The sequence below is a fragment of the Gilliamella sp. ESL0232 genome, from assembly GCF_013346885.1.
Taxonomy (GTDB): Bacteria; Pseudomonadota; Gammaproteobacteria; order Enterobacterales; family Orbaceae; genus Gilliamella; species Gilliamella bombi.
In genome coordinates this window covers 76,035-92,663 of the sequence record NZ_JAAEDW010000006.1, presented here as the reverse complement: position 1 = coordinate 92,663, position 16,629 = coordinate 76,035, and the positions used below count along the sequence as shown (strand labels likewise).

The window sequence follows — 16,629 nt, the reverse complement described above, 5'->3', positions numbered from 1 at the left end:
TATAGCAAAATAACTAGACAATTTGTGCTATTTTTAAGTATTTCTTAGTCGCAATCAACGATGAAAGCCACCCAATACTAGCTGTTATAAGGACAATCAATAAACTCTCATCCCATAATAGCCCTTCAATATGAATTATTGTTCCAAATGTATCAGAAACATTCAACATAATTAACTCTATTTGATAAATAAATATTTCCGATAACACTAACGCTATAATAGCGCTAATAAAACTAATAAACATTCCACTATAAAGAAATGGACGCAAAATAAATCCTTCTGTTGCCCCAATTAATTGCATAACCATAATCGTCTGTTTTCTAGAGAATATATTTAAACGGATGCTATTACCAATCACAAGAGATACAGCTATAATCATAAATATAGAAATAATCCATACGATAGATTTAACCATATCAGTTAGTGCTGTTAAACGAGTAAACCAGCTATCATCTAATTTTATATCATCAATACCATCAATGGTAAGCAATTCTTTTTGTAATCGATGTAACACAGCTGTCTTTTTTGACTCATCTTTAGGAATAACAATTGCTACTGCAGGTAATGGATTTTCATCTAGCAAATCGAGTGCATCACTAAACCCAGACCACGTTTCGAATTCTTCTTTTGTTTCATCTTTGGAAAGATATTCAACCTGATCAACTTCATAATAAGATTTAATTTTAGCAATCAATTCTGTTGTTTGTTCTGATGTTAATTCTTTATTGATATAAACTGTCAAACTGGGAGTTGGATTCCATTGCTGTGCAGTTTGACTAGCGTTTTTCCAAAGTAAATAGCTGATAGTTGGTAAAGTAATTGAAATAGCAATAACAAAAATGGTCAGTAATGAAGCAATAATATGCTGAGAAAAGTCATTAAACGTGTTACGCCAAGCATAACCGATTTGTCTTATCCAGCGGGAGAAAAAGCTATTTTCATTCTTCTTCGATTTACTAGGTTTGATATTAGTTAAGCTCATTAATTTTTAATCTCTAAACGTCCCTGATTTAAATGCAATATTCGATGGTGCTTGCGTCGTATCAGTCCCATATTATGCGTTGCCATCAAAATCGTTACACCAGCTTGATTAAATTCTTCAAAAAGCTTTAAGATATCTTTTGATAGTTTATCATCTAAATTACCTGTGGGTTCATCAGCAAGCAAAACACTAGGCCGATTAACAATAGCGCGAGCGATACCTACTCGCTGCTGTTCACCACCAGATAACTGTATTGGATAAAATTCCATCTTATTAAGTAATCCAACTTTATCCAGTGAAGCGGAAACTCTTCTTTTAATTTCTTCAGCTGGTTTACCTAAAATAATTAATGGAATAGCTACATTATCATAAACAGTGTGATCCATCAGTAATTGGTGATCTTGAAAAATCATACCAATTGTGCGACGTAGAAATGGCATCTCTTGGCGTCTTAAACTTGAAACATCAACGCCATTTAACAACACTTTGCCATCATTCGCTCTTTCTAACCCACAAATTAATCGCATTAACGTACTTTTACCAGCCCCTGAGTGTCCAGTTAAAAAAGCCATTTCACCAGGTAATAAAGTGAAGCTAATATTTTGTAGTGCTGGTTTACCGCCAGAATACACTTTACTTACGCGCTGAAATTGAATCATGACACTCTCTAACCATCTGTTTCATCAAACAAAGCATTGATAAAATCATCAGCAACAAAAGGCCTTAAATCTTCAATTTTCTCCCCGACACCAATATAACGAATAGGAATATTAAACTGATCGGCAATACTAAAGATAATACCCCCTTTTGCAGTACCATCTAATTTAGTTAATGTCATCCCAGTGACACCAACAGCCTCATTAAATAGTTTGGTTTGGCTAACCGCATTTTGACCAGTACCAGCATCAATAGTCAACATAATTTCATGGGGTGCTGTTTCATCGTGTTTCTTAATTACGCGTACTATTTTTTTTAACTCATCCATTAAATGAGATTTATTTTGTAAGCGCCCTGCAGTATCGGCTATTAATATATCTATTTTTTTTGCTTTTGCTGCTTGTATTGCATCATAAATGACAGAAGCGGAATCTGCATTAGTATGCTGAGCAATAACAGGGATATTATTCCGTTCTCCCCAGACTTGTAATTGCTCAACAGCCGCTGCCCGAAAGGTATCACCCGCCGCAAGCATAACCGATTTGCCTTGTTGTTGAAATTGACGAGCCAATTTGCCAATTGTTGTTGTTTTTCCAACACCATTAACACCAACCATCAATATTACAAATGGTTTATGGCTTTCTATATCAAGGGGCTTATCTACTCCATCTAAAATAGATTTCATTTCCTGTTTTAAAAGATCATGTAATGCATCAGCATCTTTTAGCTCTTTTCTCGATGCTTGTTTAGTTAAGGAATCAATAATTTTTTGGGTTGTGTCAAAACCTACATCAGCAATAAGTAACTGCTCTTCTAATTCTTCAAATAAAGCATCATCGATCCTTTTCCCTTTAAATAAACTAAGAAAACCTGAACCAATATTTTGTTTAGTCTTAAAAAGACCTTTTTTTAAACGAGAGAAAAACCCTTCTTTTTTTTGTTCAACCATAAATAATTATCCCATAACATTTTCTAAGATCATTTTATCTTATTTTAGAATAAAGCCCAATGTATTCAATAAAAGAGACCATTCTTGTTCTTTTGTCAGATTTTTTTCTAATTACAAAATGTAGAAAAACACTAGGTTGTTTACACTTCAAGTTAAAATAATCCTATAAAAACTCATAAATTATTTTCCTCGCAATCATTTTATGCAGTTTAGCCATATTATAATAGTTAATAAATCACTTAAAAATTTGTTTTTTATTTTTGAGTTGCTAAATGTTTATTGACAATACCACATCTTCATTTGAGTACGTATCACTCTTTTTACTTTTCCACTTATTTGTGGATAGGTAGGTTTGATCAATTTTACTTTTTTTATTCATGTTTATTACAATAGTTCCTCAAATTACTATAAACAACACGAATAATTTCTATAAATTAGTTTAAAATTTAAAATTTAAAATTTCATAATTATTACAATTTATTAATAATAATTATCAATATCATTTTTGTTATTACGGTAAAATGTTAAAATTATAATAAGAAAATAAAGGGTGAAAAACATTGTTAAAATTAATGAAAATTAAATATTTAATTATAGCTACTATCTTCTTTACAATTATTTATATTGTATGTTTATTCATATCTCATTCAGAGCCTACAGCTAATTATATTACCTCACCAGTTACCAAAGGTAATATTGAAAAAACCGTACTAGCCGATGGAACAATTAGTGCTTTTAAACAAGTTAGTGTTGGTGCGCAGGTTTCTGGACAAATTAAAAAACTCTATGTTGAGTTGGGTGATGAAGTTAAACAAGGCGATATGATTGCTGAGATTGACGATCTTAAACAAAGCAATGATTTAAAACAATCTGAAGCGTCACTTAATAGTTTAGGGGCACAACGTGAGGCAAAAAAAGCGAGATTAGTTAACAATCAATTAACCTATGATCGCCAGTACAAACTCGTTCATAAAGGCGTTGGCATTCAATCGGATTTAGATGCAGCAAAAGCCGAACTCGATGCAATCAAAGCCGATATTGCAGCACTTGATGCTGATATCGTTAAAGCACAAATTGCAGTCGATACCGCCAAAGTTAATTTGGGATATACTAAAATTCGCTCCCCTATCGATGGAGTGATTGTTGCAATTCCAGTCAATGAAGGACAAACTGTTAACTCTGTTCAAAGTGCACCAACCATTGTTAAAGTCGCACAACTTGATAAAATGACCATTGAAGCGCAAATTTCTGAAGCCGATGTGATCAATGTAAAAAAAGGAATGCCTGTTTACTTTACCATTTTAGGCCAACCTAATAGACGCTTTGATGGTTTAACATTACGGGCTATAGAGCCTGCACCAGACTCAATTAATACTGAAACAACCTCGTCAAGCTCATCATCAACAACAAAAAGCGCAATTTATTATAATGGATTATTTGATGTAGATAATCCCGACCATGTGTTAAGAATTTCAATGACAGCGCAAGTTTATATTGTCTTGTCTGAGGCAAAAGATGTACTAACCATTCCATCTCAAGCAATTCAAAAAAAATTGGGCAATAATAAAGCCATTATTTACCTGTTAGATAAACATAATGAGATCGAAGAACATGAAGTTACTTTGGGTATCGATAATAATGTCAATGTTGAGATAAAATCGGGGATTAAAGAGGGTGATATGGTTGTGGTCAGTGGCACTAATGGTGCTTCACTAGGTGGTAATAATGCAAGAGCCCCAAGGATTCGATTCTAATATGGTCAATAATATACCTCTTATTAAGCTTGAGAATATTGTTCGTGAATTTCCAGCAGGCGATTCAACCATACAGGTTCTTAAAAGCATAAATCTAACAATTAATGCTGGTGAAATGGTGGCGATAATTGGCGCATCAGGATCGGGTAAATCCACTTTGATGAATATTTTAGGCTGTTTAGATAAACCGACCTCAGGCACTTATTCTATTGGAGGACGCACAACAAGTGAATTGTCACCTGATGAGTTAGCTCAGTTACGCCGAGAGCATTTTGGTTTTATCTTTCAACGTTACCATTTATTAAATGCACTAACCGCACAAGGCAATGTAGAAATCCCTGCTATTTATGCTGGTGTTACCAATGAACAACGTCAAAAAAGAGCGAGCGAAATTTTAACACGTTTAGGGCTTTCCGAAAAAATCCACAATAAACCTAACCAGTTATCTGGAGGGCAACAACAGCGGGTCAGTATTGCCAGAGCCTTAATTAACGGTGGACAAATCATTTTAGCTGATGAACCAACGGGAGCACTTGACCGTAAAAGTGGTTTAGAAGTGATGGCTATCTTACAAGAGTTACATCAACAAGGTCACACTGTTATTATTGTTACCCACGATTCAAATATTGCCCAAAGTGCCCAAAGGATTGTTGAAATTAGTGACGGTAATATTATTTCTGATTCTATTAACCCTAATTATCAATTTGATCAAAATGATAATCGGCAAGTTAAGCAAATCGAAGCAACCAGAACCCAAGATAATCTACTGGCAAAATATTACCGTTTTCGAGATGCTTTTAAAATGGCCATGCTATCAATGCTTTCGCAGCGATTACGGACATTTTTAACCATGTTAGGCATAATTATTGGCATTGCCTCGGTAGTCTCTGTTGTTGCATTAGGACAAGGCACAAAGCAGAAAATTTTATCTAACATTAACTCATTAGGAACTAGCACGTTAGAAATCTATGCAGGATCGGGCTTTGGTGATCGTAATGCGGATAAAATTACTACATTACGCTCATCAGACGCAGATTTTTTGGCGCAACAAAACTTTGTCCACAGTACGACCCCTAACCTTGCAACCAGTGTTTATTTCCGAATTAATAATTTAGCAGTAACTGGAACAGTAAATGGTGTAGGAGAGCAATTTTTTGCGGTTCGTGGTTACACTATTTCTCAAGGAAAATCTTTTGATGAAGCAAGTATTATTGCCTCAGCACAAGATGCAGTGATTGATGACAATACTGTTAAACGGTTATTTGCAAATCAAAACCCAATTGGAAAAATTTTAATGGTTGGACAGTTACCAGTAAGAATAATTGGTGTTGCAACTAAACAACAGCAAGGATTTGGTAGCAATGAAAGCCTGAATGTTTGGTTACCTTATACTACCGTGATTAACCGCATGGTAGGTCAAACTTCGTTAAAAAGCATTACAGTACGTGTTAAAGATAATGTTAATTTATCTGTTGCTGAACAAGCTATTAATCGAATTATGTTACAACGGCATGGTACAAAAGATTTTTTCATCTTTAATTCCGATAATATACGAGAAACAATCAACTCATCCGCTTGGGTAATGACGTTATTGGTTTCGGCTATTGCGCTGATTTCACTCGTTGTTGGCGGTATTGGTGTGATGAATATCATGTTAGTATCAGTCACAGAAAGAACTCGAGAAATTGGCGTACGCATGGCCGTTGGTGCTCGGTCAAGCGACATATTACAGCAATTTTTAATTGAAGCTGTATTAGTATGTTTAATTGGCGGAACAATAGGTATTGTACTCTCGTTTGCCATTGGCTTTATTTTTAATTCAGTTGTTACATCATTTGCAATGAATTTCTCGGCAATAGCTATTATAGCAGCATTTAGTTTCTCAAGTATAATTGGTATTATTTTTGGTTATTTCCCTGCTAGACGGGCTGCTAAACTCGATCCAATTTATGCTTTAGAGCGAGAGTAACAATTGATATAATAAAAAATCCCATTGCACAAAATGATACAATGGGATTTAAAACGTCAAAAATAAGGGATTAACTTATGTTGTTTCTAAACTTGTTAACCATTTATTTTTTATCAGAATGCGCTTTTTCTTCTATTTTTGCATTAGGATCTAACCCTGCTACAAATGCAGTAACTCTTGCATAATCATTAATAAATGCATCATCACTAGTTACATTAAGTTGATTTGCTATGATAAAAAACTTACGATTAACAATAACAGTAGGGATTGAATCTGGTTTCATCTCTTTAATCGCATCTGCTTGTTGTGCCATAAATGAGTTAACCAAAAAGCTATCTTTTGTTTTATCATACACTTCATTACTAACACCTAATTTTTCAAAAACAGCTTTAATGTCATCTGCTGTTTTTATTGTTTTATCTTTTTGAACCGCCTTATAAAGTGCATCTGAAGCTTTATCTTCTATACCTAGTACATTAGCCACAGCCCATGCTTGCGCAAGATCTTTAGCTAATGGTCCAAAATCTTCTAAATGGTAGCGTTTGAATTTAACACCTTCTGGTAAAGCCTTGCTAATAGTTTGAGGACCTTGATTTTGAATTTCAAATCTAAAACAGCTTGGGCAATTAAACGAAAAGAACTCAATAACTTCTTTATCTGGCGATGGATTAGTTGGTAGCGCAGCATATTGTTTACCTAATTCAATCGGCTCAAATGCATTCGCTGACGTGTCGGCTTTAGTAATAGTTGGGCTTTCATTTGCAAAACAGTTTACAGAAAAAAGCAAAATACTAATTGCGATAAGTGTTTTTTTCATTTTAATGATTCTCCTTATTCTTTTATAATCCCACGAGCTTTTAACAATGCGGTTTTAAAATCTTCTTCATAATCTTTTTTTAGACCTGGAATAACATCATTCTTATCCGAACCCCGCATTTTTAAATGATAAATTAAGACTTCATCACTCAAATCTTTTAATTCACCTTCAAAACCAGCCTCTTGACCTAATTTAGCTAAAAATTGTAATAAATTAAGATCAGAATCGCCTTCCCATGCGGGTTGCAATAATTCCATTACTTCATCAATACGATGACATTTCATAATTGTTACCTTTAGTAAATCTTCAAACCTTTCGAAGATAATGATAATTAAGCAATCATTAAAAATGATACGCTACGACTTGCAATAACTTTACTATATAGTAATGTTATTTTGTTTTTTCGCAACGTAAAAGAGAAATAATTTATGGAAAAACCCTCTATTACTGCAATCATTCTAGCTGGAGGTAAAAGTACCCGCATGAATGGCAACGACAAAGGACTATTATTATTACATCAAAAACCACTTTATCAACATGTCATTGATTGCATCAAACCTCACGTTGATGCAATCATGATTAATTGCAATCGTCACACAGAACAATACCAAAAAGCAGGTTATCCTATATTTAGTGATGACCTAGCAGGATTTTGTGGACCATTATCGGGGATTTACAGCGGTTTATTACGCAGCAAAACCGATTGGAACTTATTTGTCAGTTGTGACACGCCTTTTTTGCCAGCTGATTTAATTGACCGTTTAGCTGTTTATACGGCAAATAACAGCGCTATTTATCCACATGACGGACAATACCACCATCCAACCATTCTACTTATTCATAAAACAGTTACTCAACAACTAAAAATCTATTTAGAGCAAGGCGAACGCAAGCTGATGCTGTTTTTAGAACAAATCAGTGCTAAATCGGTTGATTTTAGCGATAAAGCAGTTTGTTTTAGCAATATCAACACGCTAGAGGTGCTTAATTCATTTAATCAGAAAGAAGATAAATAATCATTTATTTTCATAAAAAATAGGGTGTTAGCTTTAGGACATTTTGGCTTTTGCAGAATGATTAATATTGCTGATAACATCTAAAACACAAACACACCCAACAGCCAAGTTTGGCGTGCTAGCTTTACTTGGTTATCGGTATATTTTGGCTCTCTGATAAGGCAAGCATATTAATATTGTGGTGCTATAAGTGTGTTTTTTACTTTAAAATCGTTTAGGTAGACTATTGATTTTATTGAACTTTTATTTTCATTTCTAAATAAAATCAAACACTTATAGGCTAGTTATTTATTACATTGAATTTGACTTTTTAATAAAAGCGCTTTTGTTATTTGATAATAGCTATTATTGGCAACTTGTTAATAACAGCTAGTTAATAACAAAAGCGCAAACTTTAAAATTGTTTCGGTCGGGCGTTGTTTTGGCTTTTAGTCATTAAACTCAGCGCTCCAACTTGCGTTGGAGCTTTATTATTTTTTATATTTTCCTCTCAGGCACCGTAACCCCCTTCCGCGCCCTAAGGATTAAGAACTAAACGCTAAAAGCTAAGGTGCGGTGCAAACAGCGTAATTACTGTTGTTAGGGCCGTAGCTGAGGACGGAGCCGACGCCCGATTGGACAGTGAACTGGTAGCTACCTTTTGCGTCACTCGTCCAGTAGGTGTTGTTGACGAAGCCCGCATCGAGTTTAGCTATCCAACCCCATTCACTTAGAAATCCTGCACCTATATAACGCATGTAATTATTACCTGATGAATGAGGTGAGGCGCCATCTGCGCCATTTACACATGTGAAAACACTATCTACACCACACTTCGCATTGGTTAAATCCCTTACCCTAGGCATACGATAACCCAAACTATTACACCATGGTAACTGGTCACTATAAATTTTCAATTGACCACCCCGATTGACGAACCACTGCCTCAACACAAATCCATACCTCACCTCATTACCACTTCTATCCCTTCCGACTAACTCAAAGGTTTGCGGTAAAGATGGACGTGTTAGTGAACTAGGATTACTTGAGTTTATTTGACCACTACTTGCCCTTGGACCATGCAACGTTACCCGTGTTACATTCTTGGATTTATCAGCAATCCAAGAATCAGCGTTAAAAGAATTCCCTGCAGGGTCTGTGATTCTCCCTGTACGCGGCTTTGTCCAACTCACCGTTGCTGTTATACTTCCACTTGTGTTAACTGTCCAACTCAACTGACTTGCATCTATTCCAACTATATCCAAATCAAAATACAAGCCATCTGCTCCTGTAGTAGGAAAGTTTCTGTCGTAAGATGATGGGGTTGTTGACTGAACTAAAAAGCCCTTAGTAGGAGACCATATGTTAGCTGGGCCTGCGTAGCGGCCTGTGTCAGAAGCTACATCACCAGCTCTTAAATAACAAACCACAGGCTGTGAATTCGGATTAATATAATAATCCACCGTCCCTCCACTAAATGTACTTCTATTTGGCACACCATAACGGGTCTCTAAAGTGCCCCCTGTACTATCTAAAGTGACCTTATAAGGCGCGTTACATAGACTTAATGTGTCACTACGATTAACGGTAGTGCCATTTCTATCCTTTATTGTTAACGATATACTCCCTGTTGCAGTAACACCATTTGTACCCTGACCATCTCCATCATCATCTCTCCATTTACCTTGTGCCACTAAGTCATTTATATTTATTGAGTTGCTTGATGACGGGACTATCATTTCAATATCAGCAAAAGTATCCTCTACATTAGGTAACTCGATTGGCGCTGTCGATGATGAAGGATTATTTTGCGGTGTGAATGTTCGACCGTCTGATAACTTAATACCTAATAATTCCCTTATTTCAGTCACTTTAGTAACACCGCCATCAAAGGTTAAATAAGGCGCAGTACCGTGAATGCGCTCAGAAGTCGTGGCCGATAATGCCTGTGATTCTAATGAGTACGGCAATAATAACAACGGTGCTAATGCCAATGGGATTTTTAAAGATAGTTTTGTGGATAATTTCGATAATAATTCGAGAGATAATTTCGATGATATAAATGAGTTTCGAGTAAAAACTTGTCGAATAGGATTATTTGATAAATTTAAGACATAGGTTTGCCAGTGCTTGTGCCTTGTGCCTTGTGCCTAAAAGGGTACTGCATTTTGTTCCACCTGTCAAGTAATATTTTGTTTTATTTCAATTTTTTATAATTATTCACTTATTTTTCTAAAGCTGTGAAAGTATAGCCGTAAAAAAAATAGTTGGCTAGTTTTTTGGCGGACTTTTTTGTAAAGAAATGTAAATAAATTTAAAGAAACATAAAGATAGAAATGATTCAGTTATAAAAATAGGTGAATTTTTTAACTAAATTATGATGTCAGATTTCAAACATTTTGACCTTTGGTTGAATAATTAATATTGCTAATAACACCTAAAACACAAACACACCCAACAGCCCAGTTTGGCGTACTAACTTTACTTCGTTATCGGCATATTTTGATGCTGTGATAAAGCAAGCATATTAATATTGTGGTGCTATAAGTGTGTTTTTTACTTTAAAATCGTTCAGGTAGACTATTGATTTTATTTAAGTTTTTTAATCAAATCAAACGGTTATAGTTGACTGTGGTGTTGTTTGAGTTGTGATTTTAGTGGCTTTTGCATTGGTTTTATCTCTTTCGAGGTAGAAAATAGTGTATATTAGGTTTAAATTGATTATAACCATTTTGAACCAAGAAATAATGAATATAAAAAAAACGCTCGCTATTTGTGGTTACAGTGGTAGTGGTAAAACTACCTTGTTGGCAAAGGTTATTCCGCTACTTGTTGAGCAGGGCTTTAAGGTGGCGACTTTAAAACATACGCATCACGATGTTGAATTTGATATTCCAGGAAAAGATAGCTATAAATTGCGTAAAACTGGATCGTTACAAACAATTGTGGCTTGTGATAACCGTTACGCTTTAATTTGTGAAACACCCAATAAACCTGCCGATTTGCAGACTTTAATTAATCAATTTTCTGATGTTGATATTATTTTAGTTGAGGGCTTTAAAGATGAGCAAATTCCTAAAATTATTTGTCACCGAAGCTCCGTTAAAAAACCGTTTTTTATTGATGATTTTACTTTGGCTATTGCTAGTGATGAGCCGTTAGATGCTTTTTTACCCATTTTGGATATAAACAACCCACTTCAACTTATTGAATTTATAAAAAGTTATTTATTTAATCAATAATATATCGTATCTTATTTGCTAATTTTTTACGTTATTTTATCTAAATCAGCATGAGGCTTTTATTCAGGAAATTTTTAAATATAACTAAAAAAGCGATAATTGGATTTATGCTATTATCTATCTTTTCGACCTTAGTAATGCGTTGGGTGAATCCACCTTTCGGTTCTATGCTAATGATAGAACGTAAGATAATGCATTGGAATACACCACAGCAACGAATCTGGAAAGATTTGGACGAAATTTCAGATAATATAAAAATTGCGGTAATCGCTTCAGAAGATCAAAATTTTCCTGTGCATTGGGGATTTGATTTTAACGCTATCCGCCTAGCGCTAAATCATAATCAAAATAGCAAAAATATTAAAGGTGCTAGCACAATTACTCAGCAAGTCGCTAAAAATATCTTTTTATGGCCAACTCGTAGTTGGATTCGCAAAGGAATGGAGTCTTGGTTTACATTATGGATAGAACTTTTTTGGTCAAAAGAGCGTATCCTTGAGGTCTATTTAAACTGTGCAGAATGGGGAGAAGGCATTTTTGGCATTGAAGCGGCTTCTCAGTATTATTTTAATGTAAGTGCCAATCAATTAACGTCACAACAAGCAAGTTTACTTGCGGCAGTATTACCTAATCCTAGACGCTGGAGCCCAATTAAACCAAGTGAACGAGTAAAAAAGAGAACCAAATGGATTCATGCCCAAATGAGTAATTTGGGCAACAAAAATTATCTTAAACAACTAAAGTAGCAATTTGCTTTAGATGAATTTTTTGATAAATTCAGGAACAATTTTACTTGCTGGTCCGTAAATTTTGGTTTGAAACAGACTTTCACCTAAGCTGGGCTCTAAATTAAGTTCAACCGTTTTAGCACTTATTTGGTTAGCGATTTGTACAAAACCAGCAGCAGGATAGACATTACCTGATGTGCCAATGGATATAAAATAATCAGCTTGTGAAAGCGCATCATAAATTTGTTCCATTTGTAGCGGAATTTCACCAAACCAGACTATATGTGGGCGAATGAATTTGTTTTGTTGATAATCCACATCGTTAAAGCAATCAATTATCTGTCCTGTTTTTTCATTACGCACTTTTAATAATTCACCATGCATGTGAATAATATTTTTAGATCCAGCTTGTTCATGTAAGTTATCCACATTTTGTGTCACAATTAAGAGGTTATCACTACCTAATTTCTGTTCTAATTCAGCTAGCGCAAAGTGGGCTGCATTAGGCTTAACATCTGGATTTTGTAATTTACGGCGTAACATATTATAAAAATCATGTACCGCTGTTGGGTTGCGTATATAGCCTTCGTAAGTTGCTACATCATTAACATCATAACCTTCCCATAATCCATTTTGGGCACGAAAGGTTGATAAACCCGATTCAGCCGAAATACCGGCACCGGTTAGAATAACTATTTTTGGTATCTTCATAATTGGTATATGCTCTTTTTTCAGATTTTCGCCAAAATAAATATTAAGCAGTATTCACCTTATATAACTTAATTTCATTTTTGTGTGACAATATTCAACCATTGGCGGAATGTCGATGAACTTGATTATAATAGATTTCAATATATTCAAATAGCGCTTTATTAGCTTATTCTCGTTTGTGTCAATGTTGATTTCTATTCAGACTTTGTGTTTATGACATGATTGGCTTATCAAAAGATGATTATACGACATTATTTGTAATGTCTTGGTCTTGTATTATTAGGTGGTGTGCTCATTGGATTGAAGAACTCAATTTTGATGATTGTTAGTTATTCGCCCTGCCTATAAAGATATCGTTGAATTCGTGCTGTTTACACCTTATGAAGATCGTTAAACCAAACATTCGCCAGTATTTGCTGGCGGTATCAATAAAATTAAGTTTATTAAAAAAGCATGGTTATTTAAAGTAATAGTTTGTAGACTATGCTTCATTATCAGTTTTAGGCTGTATACTTTGTATATAATTTGAATATGAATCTTTTAAAATCTTTAGCTACTGTCAGCTCAATGACGATGGTGTCTCGTGTATTAGGTTTTGTGCGTGATGCCATTATTGCACGTTTTTTTGGCGCAGGTATGGCCACCGACGCATTTTTTGTTGCTTTTAAACTTCCTAATTTACTCCGCCGTATTTTTGCAGAAGGCGCTTTTTCACAAGCGTTTGTACCAATTTTGGCTGAATATAAAAATCAACAAGGAACTGAGGCAACTCGCACATTTATTGCTTATATTGCTGGATTATTAACTTTAGTCTTGGCGTTGGTCACGCTAATTGGAGTTATCACTGCGCCTTTTATCATTATGCTAACTGCGCCTGGATTTATGCAAGAATCAACTGAAAAATTTGAACTTGCAACTACCATGCTACGCATAACCTTTCCTTATATCTTTTTTATATCGTTGGCATCACTTGTTGGAGCCATCCTTAATACATGGAATCGGTTTTCTGTCCCTGCTTTTGTTCCAACACTACTCAATGTGAGTATGATTGTATTTACCCTATTTTTAACGCCTTACTTTAATCCACCAGTATTGGCACTTGCTGTATCTGTTGGTGTTGGTGGGATTTTACAATTGCTTTACCAGCTACCTTATTTAAAGAAAATTGGCATGCTAGTATTACCGCGTATTAGCTTAAAAGATAGCGGTGTTTGGCGGGTTTTAAAACAAATGGGACCAGCAATTTTAGGGGTGTCTGTAGGGCAAATATCTTTAATTATTAATACTATTTTTGCTTCATTTCTAGTTTCAGGCTCGGTTTCGTGGATGTATTATGCTGATCGCTTAATGGAGTTTCCTGCTGGAGTGCTTGGTGTAGCATTAGGCACCATTTTACTGCCATCATTAGCAAAAAGCTTTTCTAAAGGTGATCATAAACAATATTGTGAATTGTTAGATTGGGGATTACGCCTTTGTTTTTTATTGGCTCTACCGAGTACAATTGCATTAGGGGTTATTTCTCGCCCACTTATATCAACGCTATTTGAATATGGACAATTTACCTTAAATGATACCTTAATGACACAGCGAGCCTTAGTTGCTTATTCTATAGGTCTACTTGGGTTGATTTTGATTAAAGTGCTAGCTCCAGCCTTTTATTCGCGTCAGGATATTAAAACACCAGTTAAAATTGCAATTATTACATTAATTTTAACACAGCTAATGAATCTTGCTTTTATTGGTCCATTACAACATGCTGGTCTTTCGCTATCAATTGGCTTAGCCGCTTGCTTTAATGCTGGATTATTATATTGGCAGTTGCGTAAAAAACAGCTTTATCAACCCCAACCTGGTTGGCGTTGCTTTTTAAGTAAAATCGTCATTGCAGTAATTTTAATGTCTGCGGTATTGTGGTTCGGTTCACAGTTATTACCTGATTGGTCAACTGGTTCAATGTTGATTCGTATCGGGCGATTATTTTTATTGGTTATTGTGGGCATTTTAGTCTATTTTGCATCATTGATTGCCATGGGATTTAAGATAAAACACTTTATTAAACGAATTGATTAATAATAAGCATTGGATAAAGATAAATTGACTTTTTGTCAAAAAGTTTCAGGTTACTATGTGTTTTAGTAAAAAATTAATAAAGATATAAGATAAAAGTCTCTTTCTTTACTCTATTCATTATAGGTAGTCTAATTTAATCTACTCATAGTTTAGTGGTAAAGACTTTAGTGAGTTTAATTCTATTTGGATTTTGTTGTATCACTTTAAACTGTTAATCTGTTATCAAGAAGATTTATCAACTTTACCTATTCAGTCAGTTTAAGTATATAATAGTCGCCTTGCTGATAAAATAGTCAAATGGAGGTTGTAATGATCACCCATATTAGCCCATTAGGATCAATGGATCTACTTGCTCAGGCAGAAGTCGATATTCTGAAAAAATCTGCCAATAGCGAACTTTATAAATTATATAGAAATTGTTCGTTAGCAACACTAAATGCAGGTAGTAAAACCGATAATACGAAAGATCTATTAGATAGATTCCAGTCTTTCGAAATTAATGTGATTAGTAAAGAGCGAGGCGTCAAGTTGGAGTTGGTTAATGCTCCAGAAAGCGCTTTTGTTGATGGTCGAATTATTCGTTCAATTCAAGCTAATTTGTTTGCAGTGTTACGCGATATCCTTTTTTTGAATAGTCAAATCAGTGCAGTTAAAGAGCTTATTTCCGATTTCAAATTTGAAAGGGATCATTCGTTTTATATTACAAACCTTGTTTTTTCTATTTTACGCAATGCCAATGCGCTCCATGTGGGTGAAGAGCCAAATTTGGTTGTCTGCTGGGGTGGACATTCGATTAACGAAAATGAATACTATTATGCCCGTCAAGTAGGTATGCAACTTGGTTTGCGTGAACTTAATATTTGTACTGGTTGTGGTCCAGGTGTTATGGAAGCACCAATGAAAGGAGCTGCCGTTGGTCATGCGCAACAGCGTTATAAAGAAAGCCGTTTTATTGGTATGACCGAACCGTCAATTATTGCAGCAGAACCGCCTAATGCATTAGTCAATGAATTGATTATTATGCCCGATATCGAAAAACGCCTTGAAGCGTTTGTGCGAATGGCTCATGGCATTATTATCTTCCCTGGTGGACCAGGCACCGCTGAGGAGTTGCTTTATATTCTGGGTATTTTATTAAACCCTGCAAATAAACACCAAACCCTACCTCTTATTCTGACTGGACCTAAAGAATGCGAAGATTATTTTGCTTCAATAGATAATTTTATTCGTAGCACATTAGGCGATGAGGCAACTAAACTTTATCAAATTATTATCGATTCACCTGAACAAGTAGCTCGTATTATGAAAGAGGGTGTTAAGCATGTTAAAGCTTCACGCTTAAAAACAGGCGATGCTTATGGGTTTAATTGGCTATTAAAAATTGATGAATCGTTACAACATACTTTCGAACCTACTCACGCTAATATGGCCTCATTAAATCTTCATCGTGAGCAACCTGTCGAGCTGTTAGCCGCTGATTTGCGTCGTGCGTTTTCTGGTATTGTTGCAGGAAATGTTAAAGAATTTGGTATGAAGCAAATTGCCGAAAATGGTCGATACAAATTACAAGGTGATATTGAAATTATGCAGCAACTTGATAATTTATTGCGTAGTTTTGTTAAACAAAACCGAATGAAATTGCCAGGAGGAAGCGCTTATCAACCTTGTTATGAAATTTGTTATTAAACAATAATATTAACCCATTTAATAGAAATTGAATCCAACTTTAATCCGCCGATAATCTTATTGGCGGAT

At 35.0% G+C, this 16,629-nt stretch carries 13 protein-coding genes and 1 pseudogene; 7 read left to right on the top strand and 7 right to left on the bottom strand.

All coding sequences use genetic code 11. The features are described from left to right. Positions 1–13 precede the first annotated feature (13 nt). From ftsX to ftsY, 3 genes and pseudogenes are all read right to left on the bottom strand, one after another. Positions 14–982 (bottom strand): permease-like cell division protein FtsX, encoded by a 969-nt coding sequence (ftsX, locus tag GYW75_RS07750; RefSeq protein ID WP_065590255.1) that lies wholly within the window; start codon positions 980–982, stop codon positions 14–16. After that, positions 982–1,641, bottom strand: a complete 660-nt coding sequence (gene ftsE / locus GYW75_RS07745; protein ID WP_034911799.1) for a cell division ATP-binding protein FtsE — start codon at positions 1,639–1,641, stop codon at positions 982–984. The genes ftsX and ftsE overlap by 1 nt, the downstream gene beginning before the upstream one ends. Positions 1,642–1,649: 8 nt before the next feature. Continuing rightward, positions 1,650–2,573 (bottom strand): annotated as a pseudogene (gene ftsY, locus GYW75_RS07740) (signal recognition particle-docking protein FtsY); the annotation flags it as partial. 587 nt (positions 2,574–3,160) lie between these two features. Here ftsY and GYW75_RS07735 point away from each other — a divergent pair. Further along, the gene (locus GYW75_RS07735; protein ID WP_174798995.1) at positions 3,161–4,342 is read left to right on the top strand and encodes an efflux RND transporter periplasmic adaptor subunit; all 1,182 of its coding nucleotides are present in this window, start codon (positions 3,161–3,163) and stop codon (positions 4,340–4,342) included. Then, entirely contained in the window at positions 4,314–6,311 is a 1,998-nt protein-coding gene (locus GYW75_RS07730) for a MacB family efflux pump subunit (RefSeq protein ID WP_238786437.1), read from the top strand. The genes GYW75_RS07735 and GYW75_RS07730 overlap by 29 nt, the downstream gene beginning before the upstream one ends. A gap of 103 nt (positions 6,312–6,414) precedes the next feature. On the opposite strand, the gene GYW75_RS07725 is transcribed toward GYW75_RS07730, so the two are convergent. Next, entirely contained in the window at positions 6,415–7,128 is a 714-nt protein-coding gene (locus GYW75_RS07725; protein ID WP_174798934.1) for a DsbA family protein, read from the bottom strand. 14 nt (positions 7,129–7,142) lie between these two features. Beyond that, positions 7,143–7,412: a YihD family protein gene (locus tag GYW75_RS07720; protein ID WP_034911797.1), complete on the bottom strand. Its 270-nt coding sequence runs from the start codon at positions 7,410–7,412 to the stop codon at positions 7,143–7,145. A gap of 144 nt (positions 7,413–7,556) precedes the next feature. Between GYW75_RS07720 and mobA the strand changes: the two genes are divergently transcribed. Continuing rightward, the gene (mobA, locus tag GYW75_RS07715; RefSeq protein WP_174798933.1) at positions 7,557–8,144 is read left to right on the top strand and encodes a molybdenum cofactor guanylyltransferase MobA; all 588 of its coding nucleotides are present in this window, start codon (positions 7,557–7,559) and stop codon (positions 8,142–8,144) included. Between the two features lie 545 nt (positions 8,145–8,689). Here mobA and GYW75_RS07710 read toward each other — a convergent pair. Continuing rightward, positions 8,690–10,117, bottom strand: a complete 1,428-nt coding sequence (locus GYW75_RS07710) for a hypothetical protein (protein ID WP_174798932.1) — start codon at positions 10,115–10,117, stop codon at positions 8,690–8,692. Between the two features lie 753 nt (positions 10,118–10,870). Between GYW75_RS07710 and mobB the strand changes: the two genes are divergently transcribed. Together mobB and mtgA are read left to right on the top strand one after the other, a co-directional pair. Further along, entirely contained in the window at positions 10,871–11,365 is a 495-nt protein-coding gene (mobB, locus tag GYW75_RS07705) for a molybdopterin-guanine dinucleotide biosynthesis protein B (protein WP_174798931.1), read from the top strand. 50 nt (positions 11,366–11,415) lie between these two features. Beyond that, positions 11,416–12,111 carry a monofunctional biosynthetic peptidoglycan transglycosylase gene (mtgA, locus tag GYW75_RS07700; protein ID WP_065589894.1) on the top strand — a complete coding sequence of 232 codons (696 nt, stop codon included), beginning with the start codon at positions 11,416–11,418 and terminating at the stop codon, positions 12,109–12,111. A 9-nt stretch (positions 12,112–12,120) separates the two neighbouring features. Here the strand turns inward: mtgA and cobB are convergent, their stop codons facing one another. Continuing rightward, entirely contained in the window at positions 12,121–12,804 is a 684-nt protein-coding gene (gene cobB / locus GYW75_RS07695) for a Sir2 family NAD+-dependent deacetylase (protein WP_174798930.1), read from the bottom strand. A 531-nt stretch (positions 12,805–13,335) separates the two neighbouring features. On the opposite strand from cobB, the gene murJ reads away from it, so the two are divergent. Both murJ and ppnN read left to right on the top strand, forming a co-directional pair. Continuing rightward, a complete protein-coding gene (gene murJ / locus GYW75_RS07690) occupies positions 13,336–14,874 on the top strand; it encodes a murein biosynthesis integral membrane protein MurJ (RefSeq protein WP_174798929.1) in 1,539 nt (512 codons plus the stop codon). A gap of 309 nt (positions 14,875–15,183) precedes the next feature. After that, positions 15,184–16,560 carry a nucleotide 5'-monophosphate nucleosidase PpnN gene (gene ppnN, locus GYW75_RS07685; protein WP_034913512.1) on the top strand — a complete coding sequence of 459 codons (1,377 nt, stop codon included), beginning with the start codon at positions 15,184–15,186 and terminating at the stop codon, positions 16,558–16,560. Positions 16,561–16,629 lie beyond the last annotated feature (69 nt).

Coding starts and splice junctions, on each gene's coding strand:
- ftsX (WP_065590255.1), bottom strand. CDS start 982: ATGAGCTTAACTAATATCAAACCTAGTAAATCGAAGAAGAATGAAAAT.
- ftsE (WP_034911799.1), bottom strand. CDS start 1,641: ATGATTCAATTTCAGCGCGTAAGTAAAGTGTATTCTGGCGGTAAACCA.
- GYW75_RS07735 (WP_174798995.1), top strand. CDS start 3,161: ATGAAAATTAAATATTTAATTATAGCTACTATCTTCTTTACAATTATT.
- GYW75_RS07730 (WP_238786437.1), top strand. CDS start 4,314: ATGCAAGAGCCCCAAGGATTCGATTCTAATATGGTCAATAATATACCT.
- GYW75_RS07725 (WP_174798934.1), bottom strand. CDS start 7,128: ATGAAAAAAACACTTATCGCAATTAGTATTTTGCTTTTTTCTGTAAAC.
- GYW75_RS07720 (WP_034911797.1), bottom strand. CDS start 7,412: ATGAAATGTCATCGTATTGATGAAGTAATGGAATTATTGCAACCCGCA.
- mobA (WP_174798933.1), top strand. CDS start 7,557: ATGGAAAAACCCTCTATTACTGCAATCATTCTAGCTGGAGGTAAAAGT.
- mobB (WP_174798931.1), top strand. CDS start 10,871: ATGAATATAAAAAAAACGCTCGCTATTTGTGGTTACAGTGGTAGTGGT.
- mtgA (WP_065589894.1), top strand. CDS start 11,416: ATGAGGCTTTTATTCAGGAAATTTTTAAATATAACTAAAAAAGCGATA.
- cobB (WP_174798930.1), bottom strand. CDS start 12,804: ATGAAGATACCAAAAATAGTTATTCTAACCGGTGCCGGTATTTCGGCT.
- murJ (WP_174798929.1), top strand. CDS start 13,336: ATGAATCTTTTAAAATCTTTAGCTACTGTCAGCTCAATGACGATGGTG.
- ppnN (WP_034913512.1), top strand. CDS start 15,184: ATGATCACCCATATTAGCCCATTAGGATCAATGGATCTACTTGCTCAG.